The 16,621-nt window shown below is 72.0% G+C and carries 10 protein-coding genes; 8 read left to right on the forward strand and 2 right to left on the reverse strand.

The genetic code is table 11. From position 1 onward, the window contains the following. The first annotated feature begins 122 nt into the window (after window positions 1-122). The 3 genes from CK485_RS16695 to CK485_RS16705 all read left to right on the forward strand — a co-directional run bounded on the left by CK485_RS16695 (window position 123) and on the right by CK485_RS16705 (window position 3,893). Entirely contained in the window at window positions 123-758 is a 636-nt protein-coding gene (locus tag CK485_RS16695) for a sigma-70 family RNA polymerase sigma factor (RefSeq protein ID WP_109451402.1), read from the forward strand. Window positions 759-1,092: 334 nt separating this feature from the next. Beyond that, window positions 1,093-2,607, forward strand: a complete 1,515-nt coding sequence (gene guaB / locus CK485_RS16700; RefSeq protein ID WP_109451404.1) for an IMP dehydrogenase — start codon at window positions 1,093-1,095, stop codon at window positions 2,605-2,607. A gap of 164 nt (window positions 2,608-2,771) precedes the next feature. Then, window positions 2,772-3,893 carry a GuaB3 family IMP dehydrogenase-related protein gene (locus tag CK485_RS16705; RefSeq protein WP_109451406.1) on the forward strand — a complete coding sequence of 374 codons (1,122 nt, stop codon included), beginning with the start codon at window positions 2,772-2,774 and terminating at the stop codon, window positions 3,891-3,893. Between the two features lie 252 nt (window positions 3,894-4,145). On the opposite strand, the gene CK485_RS16710 is transcribed toward CK485_RS16705, so the two are convergent. Beyond that, complete coding sequence (locus CK485_RS16710) at window positions 4,146-4,754, reverse strand: hypothetical protein (RefSeq protein WP_146214553.1); 609 nt, start codon at window positions 4,752-4,754, stop codon at window positions 4,146-4,148. 246 nt (window positions 4,755-5,000) lie between these two features. Between CK485_RS16710 and CK485_RS16715 the strand changes: the two genes are divergently transcribed. Both CK485_RS16715 and CK485_RS16720 read left to right on the forward strand, forming a co-directional pair. Continuing rightward, complete coding sequence (locus tag CK485_RS16715; RefSeq protein ID WP_109451410.1) at window positions 5,001-6,224, forward strand: rod shape-determining protein; 1,224 nt, start codon at window positions 5,001-5,003, stop codon at window positions 6,222-6,224. Between the two features lie 374 nt (window positions 6,225-6,598). Then, window positions 6,599-9,010, forward strand: a complete 2,412-nt coding sequence (locus CK485_RS16720; RefSeq protein ID WP_109451412.1) for a hypothetical protein — start codon at window positions 6,599-6,601, stop codon at window positions 9,008-9,010. A gap of 251 nt (window positions 9,011-9,261) precedes the next feature. Here the strand turns inward: CK485_RS16720 and CK485_RS16725 are convergent, their stop codons facing one another. Further along, a complete protein-coding gene (locus tag CK485_RS16725; RefSeq protein ID WP_109451414.1) occupies window positions 9,262-10,521 on the reverse strand; it encodes a nucleotide sugar dehydrogenase in 1,260 nt (419 codons plus the stop codon). Between the two features lie 240 nt (window positions 10,522-10,761). Between CK485_RS16725 and CK485_RS16730 the strand changes: the two genes are divergently transcribed. The 3 genes from CK485_RS16730 (at window position 10,762) to CK485_RS16740 (ending at window position 16,607) form a co-directional block, all read left to right on the forward strand. After that, window positions 10,762-12,468, forward strand: a complete 1,707-nt coding sequence (locus CK485_RS16730; protein WP_109451415.1) for a glycerol-3-phosphate dehydrogenase/oxidase — start codon at window positions 10,762-10,764, stop codon at window positions 12,466-12,468. Between the two features lie 52 nt (window positions 12,469-12,520). After that, complete coding sequence (locus tag CK485_RS16735; protein ID WP_109451417.1) at window positions 12,521-14,461, forward strand: serine/threonine-protein kinase; 1,941 nt, start codon at window positions 12,521-12,523, stop codon at window positions 14,459-14,461. Window positions 14,462-14,717: 256 nt separating this feature from the next. Then, window positions 14,718-16,607: a serine/threonine-protein kinase gene (locus CK485_RS16740; RefSeq protein WP_109451419.1), complete on the forward strand. Its 1,890-nt coding sequence runs from the start codon at window positions 14,718-14,720 to the stop codon at window positions 16,605-16,607. Window positions 16,608-16,621 lie beyond the last annotated feature (14 nt).

The raw sequence follows: 16,621 nt of genomic DNA on the forward strand, positions 1-16,621 counted from the left end.
AAGAGATGACGGCGGCGAGCGCTCCGCCTCACGCCGCTTCCCCCGGCGCTCCCCATAACGCTTCGGGGCACAACTCCGGACGCGGTGCGACGGACGCCGAGGCGACCAGGCACCATGGACCGATGCGCGACAACGAGACTCAGGCCATCGGCGCCCTGGTCCGCCGCGCTGCCGAGGGCGACGAGCAGGCCACCCATGATCTGCTCGCGCACGTTCATCCGCTCGCCCTGCGGTACTGCCGGACCAGGTTGTCCCGGTTGCCGGGGGACGCCCGCCACTTCGTGGACGACCTCGCTCAGGAGGTCTGCCTCGCCGTGCTCTGCGCCCTGCCGCGCTACCGTGACCAGGGCCGCCCGTTCGAGGCGTTCGTCTTCGCCATCGCCGCGCACAAGGTCGCCGATCTGCAACGTGCGGCGATGCGCGGCCCCGGTTCGACGGCCGTCCCGTCCGAGGACCTGCCGGAGAAGCCGGACGACTCCCTCGGCCCCGAGGAACGCGCGCTGCTCAGCAGCGACGCCGAATGGGCCAAGGCTCTGCTCGCCAACCTGCCCGCGACCCAGCGTGAACTCGTCCTGCTGCGGGTCGCGGTGGGCCTGACCGCCGAGGAGACCGGCCGGATGCTCGGGATGTCGCCGGGCGCCGTCCGGGTCGCCCAGCACCGCGCGCTGAGCAGGCTGCGCGCGCTGGCCGAGGAGGCGGAGGCGATGCGGGCGGACGGCGCGATGCGCGAGGACGGAGCGCGGGGGCTCACGGCGTAGGACGCGTTTGCCGCCGACATCCTTCAGGAGCGCCCGCCTCGGCGCCGCACAGGCGTGCCTCCGGCTGCCGCGCGCGTGCCGGCTCCTCCGCGCGCCCCGCCTTCGCGTCACCGCACCCCTTTCACTCGTACGTGTCCACGCCACGACGTTTGCCCGGAACGTGACGCATAAGACGCGGGTGACGGCGTACCCGTGCGCTACGCGCGTCACCCCGGTCCGCGCAAGGGCGGGAGCCCGTCGGCCCGCGCCGCCCGCCACCGGAACGGCCGAAGGTAGTCCGAGTGGCCCAGTAGCATGGGATGCCACGCCGGGCAAGAGCATTGGGGAAGGTGTCATGACCGCAAACGCCGACGGAGTGGCCGAGAAGGTCGCCGAGAAATTCGGGTTCCTCGGGCTCACCTACGACGACGTGCTGCTGCTGCCTGGCGCGTCCGAGGTCGTGCCGAACCAGGTGGACACCTCGTCCCGGGTGACCCGCAACATCAAGGTCAACATCCCGTTGCTCTCCGCCGCCATGGACAAGGTCACCGAAGCCCGGATGGCCATCGCCATGGCCCGCCAGGGCGGTGTCGGCGTGCTGCACCGCAACCTGTCGGTCGAGGACCAGGTCAACCAGGTCGACCTGGTCAAGCGCTCCGAGTCCGGCATGGTCACCGACCCGATCACCGTGCACCCGGACGCCACCCTGGCCGAGGCCGACGCTCTGTGCGCCAAGTTCCGCATCAGCGGCGTCCCGGTGACCGACCCGGCGGGCAAGCTGCTCGGCATCGTCACCAACCGCGACATGGCCTTCGAGCTGGACCGCAGCCGCCAGGTCCGCGAGGTTATGACCCCGATGCCGCTGGTCACCGGCAAGGTCGGCATCTCCGGCGACGACGCGATCGAGCTGCTGCGCCGCCACAAGATCGAGAAGCTGCCGCTGGTCGACGACGAGGGCCGCCTCAAGGGCCTGATCACCGTCAAGGACTTCGTCAAGGCGGAGAAGTACCCGAACGCCGCCAAGGACTCAGAGGGCCGCCTGCTGGTGGGCGCCGCGGTGGGCGTCGGCGACGAAGCGTTCCTACGCGCCCAGGCTCTGGTGGAGGCCGGCGCCGACTTCCTGGTCATCGACAGTGCGCACGGCCACAGCCGCGGCATCCTCGACATGGTCGCCAAGGTGAAGGCGAACCTGAAGATCGAGGTCGTGGCGGGCAACGTCGCCACCCGGGACGGCGCCCAGGCGCTCATCGACGCGGGCGCGGACGGCGTCAAGGTCGGCGTGGGCCCCGGTTCGATCTGCACCACCCGCGTGGTCGCGGGCGTCGGCGCGCCGCAGGTCACCGCCATCTACGAAGCCTCGCTCGCGGCCGGCCCGGCGGGCGTCCCGCTGATCGGCGACGGCGGCCTGCAGTACTCCGGCGACATCGCCAAGGCCATCGCGGCCGGCGCCGACACCGTGATGCTCGGCAGCCTGCTGGCCGGCTGCGAGGAGTCGCCGGGCGAGCTGCTGTTCATCAACGGCAAGCAGTTCAAGTCGTACCGCGGCATGGGTTCGCTGGGCGCCATGCAGGGCCGTGGCCAGGCCAAGTCGTACTCCAAGGACCGCTACTTCCAGGACAACGTGCTGTCCGAGGACAAGCTCGTCCCCGAGGGCATCGAGGGCCAGGTGCCCTACCGCGGCCCGCTGGCCGCCGTCGCCCACCAGCTCATCGGCGGCCTGCGCTCCTCGATGGGCTACGTCGGCTCGGCGACCGTGCCGGAGCTGAAGGAGAAGGGCCGCTTCGTGCGGATCACCTCCGCGGGCCTGAAGGAGAGCCACCCGCACGACATCCAGATGACCACCGAGGCGCCGAACTACCACACGCGCTGACCGCCCGGCGCGTACGGCGGCAGCGCTGCCCCGAGTGCGGCCGCGGGCGCCGCCGTACGCACCGGTGCCGCCCGAGTCGGCCAAGCCGTGGGCACGGCCGGGTGACGGCGTGGCCGGGCCTGGGATACTGGGCGTGCAGGCCACGAGGAAAGGCATAGCGAACAGTGACTGAGATCGAGATCGGGCGAGGCAAGCGGGGCCGCAGGGCGTACGCATTCGACGACATCGCCGTCGTCCCGAGCCGGCGCACCCGGGACCCCAAGGAGGTCTCGATCGCCTGGCAGATCGACGCCTACCGCTTCGAGCTGCCCTTCCTGGCCGCGCCGATGGACTCCGTGGTCTCCCCGGAGTCCGCGATCCGCATCGGCAACCTCGGCGGCCTCGGGGTACTCAACCTCGAAGGCCTGTGGACCCGCTACGACGACCCCGAGCCGCTGCTCGCCGAGATCGCCGAACTGGACGACCTGAGGGCGACCAAGCGCCTCCAGGAGATCTACGCCGCCCCCATCCGCGAGGAACTGATCGGCCAGCGCATCAAGGAGGTGCGCGACGCGGGCGTGGTCACCGCCGCCGCGCTCTCCCCGCAGCGCACCGCGCAGTTCTCCAAGGCCGTGGTGGACGCGGGCGTGGACCTGTTCGTGATCCGCGGGACGACCGTCTCCGCCGAGCACGTGTCGGGTTCGCACGAGCCGCTCAACCTCAAGCAGTTCATCTACGAGCTGGACGTGCCCGTCATCGTGGGCGGCTGCGCCACCTACACGGCGGCCCTCCACCTGATGCGCACCGGCGCGGCGGGCGTCCTGGTCGGCTTCGGCGGCGGCGCCGCGCACACCACGCGCAACGTGCTGGGCATCCAGGTGCCGATGGCGACCGCGGTGGCCGACGTGGCCGCCGCCCGCCGCGACTACATGGACGAGTCCGGCGGCCGCTACGTGCACGTCATCGCGGACGGTGGCTTCGGCGCCAGCGGCGACCTGCCCAAGGCGATCGCCTGCGGCGCCGACGCGGTCATGATGGGCTCGCCGCTGGCCCGCGCCACCGACGCGCCCGGCCGCGGGTTCCACTGGGGCATGGAGGCGGTGCACGAGGAGCTGCCGCGCGGCAAGCGGATGAACCTCGGCGCCGCCGGCACCACCGAGGAGATCCTGCTCGGCCCGTCGCACGCCCCGGACGGCTCGATGAACTTCTTCGGCGCGCTGCGCCGCGCCATGGCCACGACCGGCTACTCGGACCTCAAGGAGTTCCAGCGCGTCGAGGTGACGGTCGCTCCGGTGGCCCACCGCTGAGCTGAGGCACTTCCCCGGTGCCGTACGTGCGCTGAGCGCGCCGTGCCTGTACCTGCGACGGATGTCGCGGTGCCGGTGGCGTACGGCGCCGGCACCTTCGCCGGGGTCGGTGACCAGTGGCGTCATCGCCGTACGAATCCGTTCGCCGCATTCCGTGTGTCGGCGCGAGGGGTGAGGCGGGGCAAGGGCCCGGGACTCGACTACGAGTCCCGGGCCCTTCGCATGCCCCCGGCCGAAGTGCGGCAGATGGGATCAGCGCTGGGCCTGACCCGCGCGACGCGCGATGACGAACCCCTCGGCGCCGGCTATCGCGAAGAAGAGCACGTCCATGGCGCTGACGAACGAGTCCTTCCACGCCTTCACCAGGTCGTTGAAGTGGGTGAACAGGACCTCGGTGAACGGGATGCCGTACATGTGGTTGATCGTCCACGCCATGCCGACCAGCTGCCCCAGCCAGACCGCGAGCAGTGAGATGACCGCGGCCATCACCGGCAGTCCGGCGCTGCGGCCACCCACCTTGCCCATCGCCGCTCCCACGACCAGACCGACGACGATCGCGACGTAGCCGACCTGGTGGTTGGTGAAGTGGAGCACCGCCGCGTAGAAGACGATGGCGACGACCGCCGCGCCGAGCCCCGCCAGCAGGCCGAGCCCGAACCGTTCAGGACGCTGCGGCACGGCGAGCGGTGACGGGAAGGCGCCGCCGGGCGGGTAGGGGACAGGTGCCGGGTAGCCGCCCTGAGCCTGCTGCTGGGGCGGGAAGCCGTAACCCGGCTGCGGGGCGGCGGTGTAACCCTGCGGCGGTGGTGGCTGAGAGCCGAAGGAATCGCCCCTTGGTGGCTCTTGCAGCGGCGTGCTCATGAGATCCCCCGAGTAGTGAAGTTATGGCCTGAAGTTGATGGTGGCCTGAAGGCTAGCAGTCGCTACTGACAAGAGGGCCTGACCAGGTGGGTAGCGCCCGATGGGCGCGCTGGGCCGCCTGAGGGCACCTCAATCACGGGCGAGCGGAGCACCGGTGACGAATGACCGGGTGACGCGAGGGTGACGCCGTTGGGCCATTTGCTGCCCAACAGGCGACTGACGCACAGCCACCTAATAATCAGATTTATGGCGCATAGGAAGTCTTTTTCCGGACGAGACCTGGGCATAGACCTCGGCACCGCGAACACCCTGGTGTACGTGCGGGGCGAGGGCATCGTGCTCAATGAGCCGTCAGTGGTGGCCGTCAACGCCGTGGGTGGTGAGGTCATCAGCGTCGGAACCGACGCCAAGTCCACGATCGGGCGAACACCTTCCCACGTTGTCGCCGTACGCCCCCTGCGTGACGGGGTGATCGCCGACTTCGACATGGCGGAGCGGATGCTCGCCCACTTCATCCGCAAGGTGGCCGGCAACCGGCGCCGCTTCAGCCGCCCCCGCGTGGTGGTGTGCGTTCCCGCGGGCATCACCAGTGTCGAACGACGCGCGGTCGTCGAGGCCGCCACCACCGCGGGCGCACGCCAGGTGTACCTGATCGACGAGCCCATGGCGGCGGCCATCGGCGCGGGGCTGCCGGTGAGCGAACCGGTCGGCTCCATGATCGTGGACATCGGCGGCGGCACGACGGAGGTCGCGGTCATCTCGCTCGGCGGCATCGTCACCGCCCGGTCCGTACGGACGGCGGGGGACGCCATCGACGCGGCGATCGCTAACTACGTGAAACGAGAACACACCCTCGTCATCGGCGAACGTACCGCCGAAGAGGTGAAGATGGCCATCGGTTCTGCCGCGCCCGCGGGCTACTGGCCGGACGGCCTGGGCCTGCTCGATCGCGAACTCGAGGAGGACCTGGGCGCCGCCGCCGACGGCCCGATGGACGACGCCTCCGACGCCGCCGGTCCACGTGGCGGTCGTGAGGCCGACCCGGAGTCGTCGGTGGGCCTGGTGACGGCGGTCGGCTCCACGCCCGAAGGCGAGCAGCGGTGCAGGATCCGGGGTCGTGACCAGGTCAGCGGCCTGCCGAAGACCTTGGAGCTGGAAACCGCGCAGATACGTCACGCGATCAACGATCCCGTGGAGATGATCATCGACGCCGTGCGGCAGACCCTGGACTCCTGCCCCCCGGAGCCGGCGGGCGACATCATGGACCACGGCATCGTGCTTACGGGTGGCGGCGCGCTCCTGCCGGGTCTCGACGCACGGCTGAGCAGTGCCTTCGACATCCCCGTCATCGTCGCCGACTCGCCGCTCGACTGCGTGGCGGTGGGCACCGGCAAGTGCGTCGAGAACTACGAGGCCCTGCGTACCGTCATGGACGCGACCCCCAACTCGTACCTGGCGTACAAGGGCTGACGGCGAGCCAGGCCGGCCGGGCAGGCGTCGGCCGGGCCGGACTTGGCCGAACCGATCCGGGCGCCGAGGGCGTCGGCAGACGGCGAGGTCGGGCGGAGTCCGGCGCAGTCAGGCGGGAACCGGGACGGCAGGGAGAACGTTGACAGGTGGTGAGCGGCGCGAGGTGCGCGGCGGGGGCGCACTGCCGTGCCCTGCGGCGGTCGACGCGCCTGTTGGCGCTCGCGGTGGCCGTGGCGCTCGTCCTTCTCGCAGTCCCGGCGCGGGCGGCCGCGGGCCAGCCGGGCCGCGCCCTACCGGACCACGCGCGGTCCGCCGCTGTCGCTCCCGCCGCCCGCGTTCGACAGACCCCCCTCGGCGACCCGGTAACCGTCACCTTGAACGCGTTCACCCCGTCCCTCCCGAAACCGGACGACACCCTCACGATCACCGGAGACCTGGCCAACGCCACGGACCACCAGATCACCGGCAGCCATCTGGGCGTACATGTGGGCGATGGTGGCGAGGTCACCGGACACACCGAGCCGGTGGCCGCGGTGGTGCCCGGTGAGACGCTGCCGTTCACGTTCAAGGTGCCGGTGTCGGCGCTGAATCTGCGCGGAGCAGGCGACTACACGCTCACCCTGGCGCTGGCCGGGTCGTCGGGCGGCTCGCGGCTGGGACAGCTCCGGGTGCGGCTGCCCTGGTATCCGCCCGGCACGCAGGGCAAGCCGCTGGACGTCGCCGCTGTCTGGCCGGTCACCGACACGCCGCACGAAGAGGCCGTCTCGCTCGGTGAGGGCGACGCGGCGCAGCCCGTCTTCCGGGACGACGAACTGGCCCGTGAGTTCGCAGACGGAGGCCGCCTGCACCAGGTCGTCGCGGTCGCCGCCGGACTGCCGGTCACCTGGACGGTCGATCCCGCGCTGCTGGACGAGGCGCAGGGCATGGCGGGCGGCTACCGCGTCGCGAACACCCCGGACAGCGGCAGCCCCCAGGACAGCGTGCCCGGCACAGGCGACACGGTGGCCTCCTCGTGGCTGACGGCGATCCGCGGTGCGGTGAAAGACGGCTCGGTGGTCGCTCTGCCGTACGCCGACCCCGACCTGGCCTCGATCGCGCGCCAGGGCGCGGACACCGGACCGCTCGCCACGCTCCTCCACGACTCGGTGAGCTTGGGCGAGACCACGGCGGCGCGGACGCTGCGGACGTCGGTGCGCGACGACGTGGCCTGGCCGTACGCGGGCGCCCTGGACACCGGCATCGCCGCCCTGGCGAAGAAGCTGGGTTCGACCGTCCTCCTCGCCTCCGGTCAGGGTCTGAGCACCGGTGCCTCCGAGCCGAAGGTCTCGATCGGCGGCGGGGCGACCGCGCTGGTCGGCGATCCGGCGATCGACTCGGTCCTGACCCGGTCGCCGGCAGGCGCCGGAGACGTGGCCTCCGCCCGCCAGGAGATCCTGGGCGACCTGCTCAGCGCCGAGCGCGATGCTCCGGACGGGCCGGGCGGTCTGCTCGTCGTACCGCCGCGGCAGATGTCCGCCTCGACCGCCCAGGCCCTCGCGGCGGCGTTGAAGGCAGCCCAGGGGGCAGGATGGGCCAAGGTCGTCGGCCTGAACGGCATCGCGAACGCGTCCCCAACGCCTCGTGCGGCCTCCGACACGGCTTCCACGGTCGACGGTACGGCTTCCACGGTCGACGGTACGGCTTCCACGGCCTCCGGCACCTCCGATGAGGTTCCTTTGGCCTCCAGCGCCTCCGGCGAGGGTCCCACGGCCTCCGGTGCCCCCGGCGAGGCTTCCATGGCTTCCGGTGCCCCCGACGGGGCCTCCACGGCCTCCGCCGCTCCAGGGGGCCTCGGCCCGGTTTCCGGGCGAGCCCCCGCCACCCCCGCCATCCCCGTAGCCATCGCGCCCACCCGCCCAACCGTCTCCGCCACAAGCTCCAACCCGCCCACAAGCTCCGCCCCCGCCACAAGCCCCGTCTCCGTCTCCGTCTCCGCCGACAAGACCCCCACCGCCTCGGTCGGCCCTCCGGAGAGTTATCCACAGGCCTTGCGGGGGAGCGAGCTGTCGGCGGACGATCTTCACGCGGTAGCCGCGATCGAGCCGGACCTCGACACCTTGTCCCTGGTGCTGTCCGCCCCGGCCCGGACCACGGACGCGGTGCACCGCGGAATGCTGCGAGCCGTATCCACCGGGTGGCGGGTGGACGCGGTCAGTGGCGACACCGGCAGCGAGACCTCGTACACGAAAGGAGTGCGTGCCTATGTGGACAAGTCGATAACGTCCGTGCGCCTGCTGCCCAAGCTCGGCACGGTCACGATGGCGGGAAACTCGGCGTCGATCCCGGTCACGGTCGCCAACGGACTGCAGCAGCCCCTGAGCGGACTGGAGCTGCGGGTCACCTCCTCGGCGTCCGACCGGGTCACGATCGGCAACCCCACCACGGCCGTACGCGCGGCGGCCGAGGCCAACCACACCGTGCAGGTGCGGGCGCAGGCGCACGCCAACGGTCCGGTGCAGGTCACCGCACAGCTCTACACGACGGCGAACGACCGTCCCTGGGGGAGCCCGATCACCTTCCAGGTCCGGGTCAGCAAGATCTCCCCGCTGGCGATCGGCGTCATCGCGGGCGGCGTCCTGCTGGCGTTCCTGGCCGGAGCGTTCAAGATGCGGCAGGCCCGCCGCAGGCAGGCCCCCGACGGCCCTGGCCCGGACGGGTCCGGCCCCGGCGCGGCCGGGTCGTCTCCCGGGGGACCCTTCCCGGACGGCGAGACGCCGAAGGGCCCCGCGCCGGAAGACAAGGACTAGGCGGCCACCAGCCACTCCACAGTCCTCCGCCCCGCCTCCCACCGGACCGACCTCAACCGATCTCATCGGAACCGCTCCCACCGGACCGATCTCACCAGACCGACCGAAGGCGCCTTGAGAACCCTCGGGCGACCACGGCGACGCCCGCCCGAGGAGTGCGGTCGCCCCGCCCGAGGACGGCGGCTTCCCGCCTGCCCGATCGCCCCGCCCGCCCGCACAGCGACGCGCCCGGAGTCGCTGCCCGGCCGCCGCTACAACCGTGCCGCCGCCCCCGCCGGAGTGGCTCCGCGGGTGTCCAGCAGGAGCTGAGCCTTCACCGCCAGCCCCTGGAGGTCGTACGTGCGGTGGTGCTGGAGGAGGACCGTCAGGTCGGCGTCGGCCGCGGCCTCCCACAGGGAGTCGGCGCGGGGGACCGGGCGGTCCAGGACGCGCCAGTCCGGGACGTAAGGGTCGTGGTAGCTGAGGGACGCGCCGAGGTCCAGCAGCCGCGAGGCGACCTCGCGCGCCGGTGCGCCCTCGTCGTCGGCGACGTCGGCCTTGTAGGTGACGCCCAACAGCAGGACGCGCGCGCCGCGCACCGACTTGCCGTGTTCGTTGAGCAGCGCGGCGCAGCGCTGGACGACGTAGCGGGGCATGCGGGCGTTGACCTCCTGGGCCAGTTCGACCATGCGCAGCGGGTAGCCGAGGGTGCGGGCGGGATAGGACAGGTAGTTCGGGTCCAGCGCGATGCCGTGGCCGCCGACGCCGGGGCCGGGGCGGAACGCCTGGAAGCCGAACGGCTTGGTCTCGGCGCAGCGGATCACGTCCCACAGGTCGATGCCCGCGTCGTGGCAGAAGACGGCCATCTCGTTGACCAGCGCGATGTTCACCTGCCGGTAGTTGGTCTCCAGCAGCTTGACCGCCTCGGCCTCGCGGGGACCGCGGGCCCGCACGACGCGTTCGGTGAGGCGGCCGTAGAAGGCGGCGGCGGCCTCGGTACAGGCGGGGGTGAGGCCGCCGATGACCTTGGGGGTGTTGGCGATGCCGTGGTGCCGGTTGCCGGGGTCGAGGCGGCTGGGGGAGTAGGCGAGGTGGAAGTCGCGGCCGGCGCGCAGGCCGGAACCGCGTTCCAGGATCGGGCGCAGGATTTCCTCCGTCGTTCCCGGGTACGCGGTCGACTCCAGGACGACGGTGGTGTGCGGGCGCAGGTGCGCGGCCAGGGTGCGGGCCGCCTCGGTCACCGCGGACAGGTCGGGGGCGCGGTCCTCGCCCAGGGAGGTCGGTGCGCAGATCACGGCGGTACGGGTGCGGCCCAGGACAGCGGGGTCACCGGTGGCGCGGAATCCGGTGGCCAGCATTCGCCGTACCTCGGCCGCGGTGAGACCGTCGAGGTGGGAGCGCCCTGCGTTCAGGCCCGCAGTGATGGCCGGGTCGGTGTCGTAGCCGATGACGTCGATCCCGGCGGCGGTGGCGGACTGGGCGAGAGGCAGTCCGAAGTGGCGGAGTCCGATGACGGCGAGGTCTGCGGGCATGGAAGGTCAGCCCCTTAGGTGTCGCGCACGGCGCGGCCCGGGCCGGACCGCGTGTCGTCCCGGACCTGCGCGGTCCAGAATTCCTGGATGAAGCCATTTAAGGCTAAGCAGAAATATGACTGATATTCAGTATTGAACGCTTCGTGTGGCGCGTGGCCCCTTCGCCGGTCACCATCGAGGGGAAGGGCCAGGGCGGCACGGGAGAGACCGGGCGCGAGGAAGCGCGAGCGAGGAGGCGCAGTGAAATCGGCGCAACTGGGGCCGCAGGAACGCGCGCAGGCGCTGGCCCGGATGGCGGAGCAGGAACTCGACGTCCTGGTGGTCGGCGGCGGGGTGGTCGGCGCCGGCACCGCCCTGGATTCCGCGACCCGGGGCCTGCTGACCGGACTGGTCGAGGCGCGTGACTGGGCGTCGGGCACCTCGAGCCGGTCCAGCAAGCTCATCCACGGCGGCTTGCGGTATCTGGAGATGCTGGACTTCGCGCTCGTCAGGGAGGCGCTCAAGGAACGCGGGTTGCTGATCAACCGCCTGGCCCCGCACCTGGTCAAACCGGTGCCGTTCCTCTACCCGCTCCAGCACCGCGGCTGGGAGCGGCTGTACGCGGGCTCGGGCGTGGCGCTCTACGACACCATGTCGGTCTCCTCCGGGCACGGCCGCGGCCTTCCCGTCCACCGCCATCTCACCCGCACCCACGCGCTGCGGGTCGCCCCCTGCCTGCGCAAGGACGCTCTGGTCGGCGCGCTGCAGTACTACGACGCCCAGATGGACGACGCGCGCTACGTGGCCACGTTGGTGCGCACGGCTGCCTCCTACGGTGCCGCGGTCGCCAACCGGGCTCGCGTCACCGGCTTCCTCCGCGAGGGGGAACGCGTTGTCGGTGCCAGGGTGCAGGATGTGGAGCAGGGCGGCGAGTACGAGGTCCGCGCCCGCCAGGTCGTCAACGCGACCGGGGTGTGGACCGACGAGACACAGGCGATGGTGGGGGAGAGGGGGCAGTTCCACGTCAGGGCGTCCAAGGGGATCCATCTGGTCGTGCCCAAGGACCGGATCCACTCCTCGACCGGGCTGATCCTGCGCACCGAGAAGAGTGTGTTGTTCGTGATCCCGTGGGGGAGGCACTGGATCGTGGGCACCACCGACACCGGCTGGGACCTGGACAAGGCGCACCCCGCCGCGTCCAGCGCCGACATCGACTACCTGCTGGAGCACGTCAACTCCGTGCTGGCGGTCCCTCTCACGCGGGACGACGTGCAGGGCGTGTACGCCGGATTGCGCCCCTTGCTGGCCGGTGAGTCGGAGGCGACCAGCAAGCTGTCGCGCGAGCACACGGTGGCGCACTCGGTGCCGGGCCTGGTGGTCGTGGCGGGCGGCAAGTACACCACCTACCGGGCGATGGCCAAGGACGCGGTGGACGCGGCCGTGCACGGGCTGGACCGGCGGGTCGCAGACTGCTGCACCGAGGAGGTCCCGCTCGCCGGGGCCGACGGCTACCACGCGCTGTGGAACGCGCGGGCACGCATCGCCGCGCGCACCGGGCTGCACGTCGTACGGGTCGAGCACCTGCTCAACCGTTACGGGTCGCTGGCGCAGGAGGTGTTGGACCTGATCGCCGAGGACCCGTCACTGGGCGAGCCGCTCGCCGCCGCCGACGACTACCTGCGCGCGGAGGTCGTCTACGCGGCCTCGCACGAGGGTGCCCGCCATCTGGACGACGTGCTGACGCGGCGCACCCGGATCTCCATCGAGACGTTCGACCGGGGGGCGTTGAGCGCGCGGGAGGCCGCAGAGCTGGTCGCACCCGTCCTGGGCTGGGACAAGCAGCAGGTCGAGAAGGAGATCGAGCACTACGAGAAGCGGGTCGAGGCGGAGCGGGAATCGCAGCGTCAGCCCGACGATCTGACCGCGGACGCGGCGCGCTTGGGCGCGCCGGATATCGTGCCCCTTTAGACCGTGCGGCCACACCTGCATCAGGCGTGACGGGGGACGAGAGGGGCGGAGGGTGTCCGACCAGGGGCGGCTGGTGTCCGGGAGGTACCGGCTGGCCGAAATGATCGGCCGCGGGGGCATGGGCACGGTCTGGCGAGCCGAGGACGAACTGCTCGGCCGCCAGGTCGCGGTGAAAAAGCTGCGTGTGCCACCGCAGTTGCACGACGACGAGCGCGAGACGCTGTACGAGCGCACGCGCCGCGAGGCCCGCAGCGCGGCCCGCATCACCCACCCCAACGTGGTCGTGGTGCACGACGTGGTCGAGGACGAGGGCCTGCCGTGCATCGTCATGGAGTACGTGCAGTCACGCACCCTCGGCGACGTGCTCAAGAACGACGGCCCGATCACCCCGCGCGAGGCGGCGCGAATAGGGCGCGGCATGGTGGCGGCCCTGCGGGCGGCGCACCGTGCCGGCGTGCTGCACCGGGACGTCAAGCCGGCCAACGTGCTGCTAGGGCTCGACGAGCCGGAGGAGGACGACAGTTGGCCGGGCGGCCGGATCGTTCTGACCGACTTCGGCATCGCGTCGGCCACCGGGACGTCCACGCTCACCCGTACCGGCGAGCTGATCGGATCGTTCGACTACCTCGCGCCCGAGCGCATCACCGGCGGCAGCCCCGGGCCCGCCTCCGACCTGTGGGCGCTCGGGGCGACGCTCTATCAGGCCGTGGAAGGCGTGGCACCGTTCCACCGGGACACGCCGATCGAGACCGCGTACGCCATCGCCGCGGAGCCGGTGCCGCCGTCGCGCAACGCGGGCCCGCTCGCCCCGGTCATCTCCTCGCTGCTGGAGAAGGATCCGGAGCAGCGGATGTCGGCGGCGCAGGTGGAGCGGCTGCTCGTCTCCTCGGTCGAGACGGTGCTCACCAGCGGTACGCCGCCGCGTGGTGTCCCGGCGGCGGGCGGTCAGGGCCCGCGTACGACGCCGTCCTGGGCGACCGGCGAGGCGACCGCAGAGACGGCGCCGGGAGCGGCGGGCGAGACCGCGACAGGCGCCATCGGCACCAACGGCGCCACGGGCGCGACCACCTCGACGGGTGCCGTCGGGGCGGCCGAGGGCCCCACCGGGGTGGTGCCGAGGCAGGCGGGCGCCCCCGGCGAGCCGTCGCACGCCTCCGGGGAGTCCCCGTACACCGGCGGCGACGCCGTCGTTCCCGAGCCGCGCGCGGTGCCGGACCAGGAGACGACCGCGCCCACCACCAGGAGCGCGGGTCCGGCCACCGCGACGACCACCGGCCTTGCCGCTGTGGGCGCGGACGGCGGAGCCGACACTGCGGCCGAGGCGGGGACCGGCGGACAGGGCGGTTCCCGGCGCAGGGCACGGCGGCGCGGCCCGCGTGTCCTGGTGTGGACGGTGGCCGCGCTGGTCCTGGTGGTCGGACTCGGCACGGGCGGGCTGTTGTTGGTGCGTCACCGCGACGACGACCACGCGGGCGGCTCGCCGGGCGGTGGCAGCCCGGCGCCGTCCACTCCGGCACCCTCGCCCAAGCCGACCGCCCCGGCGGGGTACCACTTCGTCAACGACAAAGCCAAGTTCTCGGTTGCGGTCCCGGACGGGTGGGTTCGCGACTCGCAGTCCAACGGCACCGAGATCGACTACGCCAAGCACCAGGGCGACACGGCGTTCCTGCGCATCAGCATCGAGAACTTCGCGGGCCCGAGCCCCCTGCAGCACTGGCAGGATCTGCAGAAGACCCTGCAGGCGCACCACAATGGATACAGTCTGCTGCGGATGAACGCGACCAGCACCACGGTCAACGGGGTCCAGGAGCCGGCGGCCATCTGGGAGTTCACCTGGAACGGGCCTTCGCAGCTCGAGCACGCCATCGACCTCGGTTTCGGCCAGGAGGGCGGCACGGAGTACGCCATCTACGTGCAGGCCCCCGACGCCGACTGGGCGAACTGGCTGCCGGTGTTCGAGAACGCGATCAAGACGTTCCGCCCCACGTCCTGACACTGCCGTCGGCGACGTCGTGAACCGGCGTCATCGCGCGGCCGGTTGGGGCCGCAGGGCGGAAACGCGACGCATACCGGCCGAAGTGTGAACAACCGCATACCGGTCGAAGTGTGAGGAGCCGGTCGCGGAACCGGGGGCAGGGACGCGGATGTCCTTGGCGCGAGAGAGAATGGCCCGGGGCAAGCGCATCGACCCCGAGTCCACCTGGTGCGCCCGCCCGAGGCACCGTCACACCGATCTGCGAAGGACGTTGATGACCCAGGCGCAAGGCTCCACCGGCCGTCTCCTCGCCGACCGCTACCGCCTCGGCGAGGTCCTCGGCAAGGGCGGCATGGGCACGGTGTGGCGGGCGGTCGACGAGACACTGGGCCGCACGGTGGCCGTCAAGGAACTGCGCTTCCCCGGCAACGTCGACGACGACGAGAAGCGCCGCCTGGTCACGCGAACGCTGCGTGAGGCCAAGGCAACCGCCAGGATCCGGGCGAACGGCGCCGTGACCGTCTTCGACGTGGTCGAGGAGGACGACCGCCCGTGGATCGTCATGGAACTGGTCGAGGGCCGTTCGCTGTCCGAGGTGATCCGTGCCGACGGTCCGCTGCCGCCCAGACGCGCCGCCGAGGTCGGGCTCGCCGTGCTCGACGTACTGCGTGCCGCGCACCGTGAGGGCATCCTGCACCGTGACGTGAAGCCGTCCAACGTCCTGATCGCCGACGACGGCCGGGTCGTGCTCACCGACTTCGGCATCGCCCAGGTCGAGGGCGACCCGTCCGTGACGTCCACCGGCATGCTGGTCGGCGCCCCCTCGTACATCTCGCCGGAGCGCGCTCGCGGCCAGAAGCCGGGCCCGCCCGCCGACCTGTGGTCGCTGGGCGCGCTGCTGTACGCCTCGATCGAGGGAAGGCCGCCGTACGACAAGGGCTCGGCGATCGCCACGCTGACCGCGGTGATGACGGAGCCGCTGGAGCGCCCGAAGGTCTCGGGGCCGCTCGCGGAGGCCATCCACGGGCTGCTGATCAAGGATCCCGCCAAGCGGCTCGACGACGCGGGCGTGCGGGCGTTGCTCGTCGGTGCGCAGAGCGCGCCGGACACCCCCGTCGTCGAGGCGACGCGCACCATGGTGCTGCCCGCCGACCCGCAGCCCGTGCCCACCGACGTGCGCCGCCCCGCGCTCGCTACCCGGGCCGCCTCCGCCGCGTCGACGCCACCGGTGCCGACCCGCTCGCCGTCCGTACCTCGGCAGAAGAGCGCCGACCCCGCCAAGGCGGCCAAGGCGGCGCAGGAGAAGGTGCTCGGCGCGCTGCGCAGCGTGCGAAACGCGGCGGCCAAGCCCGACCCCGAGCCGCGGCTCAAGCCGGTCGCGGCCACCGCGCCGCTGTCCCGCTCCCGCGCGTCGCTGACCGACGTCGTTCCGCGCCGCACGCTGGTCGTCGTGGTGGCCGTCGTCGTGCTCGTCGTGCTCGGTACGGTCATCGCCATAGCGGCCAGCGGCGGCGGAGGCGGCAAGGGGAATTCGGGCACGAAGTCCGGTCAGCGGCACGGCACTTCGAAGGAAGCCGCAAACGGCGCGGCGAACACCAGCCCCTCGGCGCAGACGTCCTCGCGCGTGGCCGACCCCGCGAGCCCCGGCGCCTCCGGGGGCGCGTCGGCACCGCCGGCCTCCGCGTCGGACGGGACGGCGGCGGGTGTGCCCGCCGGGTATGTCACGCACCAGGACTCCGGCTTCCACTTCTCCATGGCGCTGCCCGCCGGCTGGCACCGCATAGCCACCGCCGGCGACTACTCGGGCGCGGTCTTCGCGGCCTCCGACGGCGGCTTCCCGCGGGTCCAGGTCGACTACAGCTCCTCGCCCGGCAAGGACGCGGCGGCCTCCTGGCGGCAGTTGGAGCCCAGTGTCGCCGCCAGCAGTCAGGACTACCACGGGCTGGGCATCAAGAAGATCGCGTACCAGAGCTTCGCGACCGCGGCCGACTGGGAGTTCACCCGCACCGACCACGGCACCTCGGTGCACGTCGTCGACCGGGGCTTCGCCGACGCCCACGCGGGCTACGCGATCATGTTCAGTTGTCCGGCGGCGGACTGGAACGCGGCCTCTTGCGCGCAGATGCGGCGGACCTTCTTCCAGACCTTCAAAGCGGCCGACTGACCCGCCCCGAGCAC

Source organism: Streptomyces sp. ICBB 8177 (assembly GCF_003144095.1).
Taxonomy (GTDB): Bacteria; Actinomycetota; Actinomycetes; order Streptomycetales; family Streptomycetaceae; genus Streptantibioticus_D.

Bases quoted from the DNA above. Each gene is read 5' to 3' on its own strand.
- CK485_RS16695 (WP_109451402.1), top strand. From the start codon at position 123: ATGCGCGACAACGAGACTCAGGCCATCGGCGCCCTGGTCCGCCGCGCT.
- guaB (WP_109451404.1), top strand. From the start codon at position 1,093: ATGACCGCAAACGCCGACGGAGTGGCCGAGAAGGTCGCCGAGAAATTC.
- CK485_RS16710 (WP_146214553.1), bottom strand. From the start codon at position 4,754: ATGAGCACGCCGCTGCAAGAGCCACCAAGGGGCGATTCCTTCGGCTCT.
- CK485_RS16715 (WP_109451410.1), top strand. From the start codon at position 5,001: ATGGCGCATAGGAAGTCTTTTTCCGGACGAGACCTGGGCATAGACCTC.
- CK485_RS16725 (WP_109451414.1), bottom strand. From the start codon at position 10,521: ATGCCCGCAGACCTCGCCGTCATCGGACTCCGCCACTTCGGACTGCCT.
- CK485_RS16740 (WP_109451419.1), top strand. From the start codon at position 14,718: ATGACCCAGGCGCAAGGCTCCACCGGCCGTCTCCTCGCCGACCGCTAC.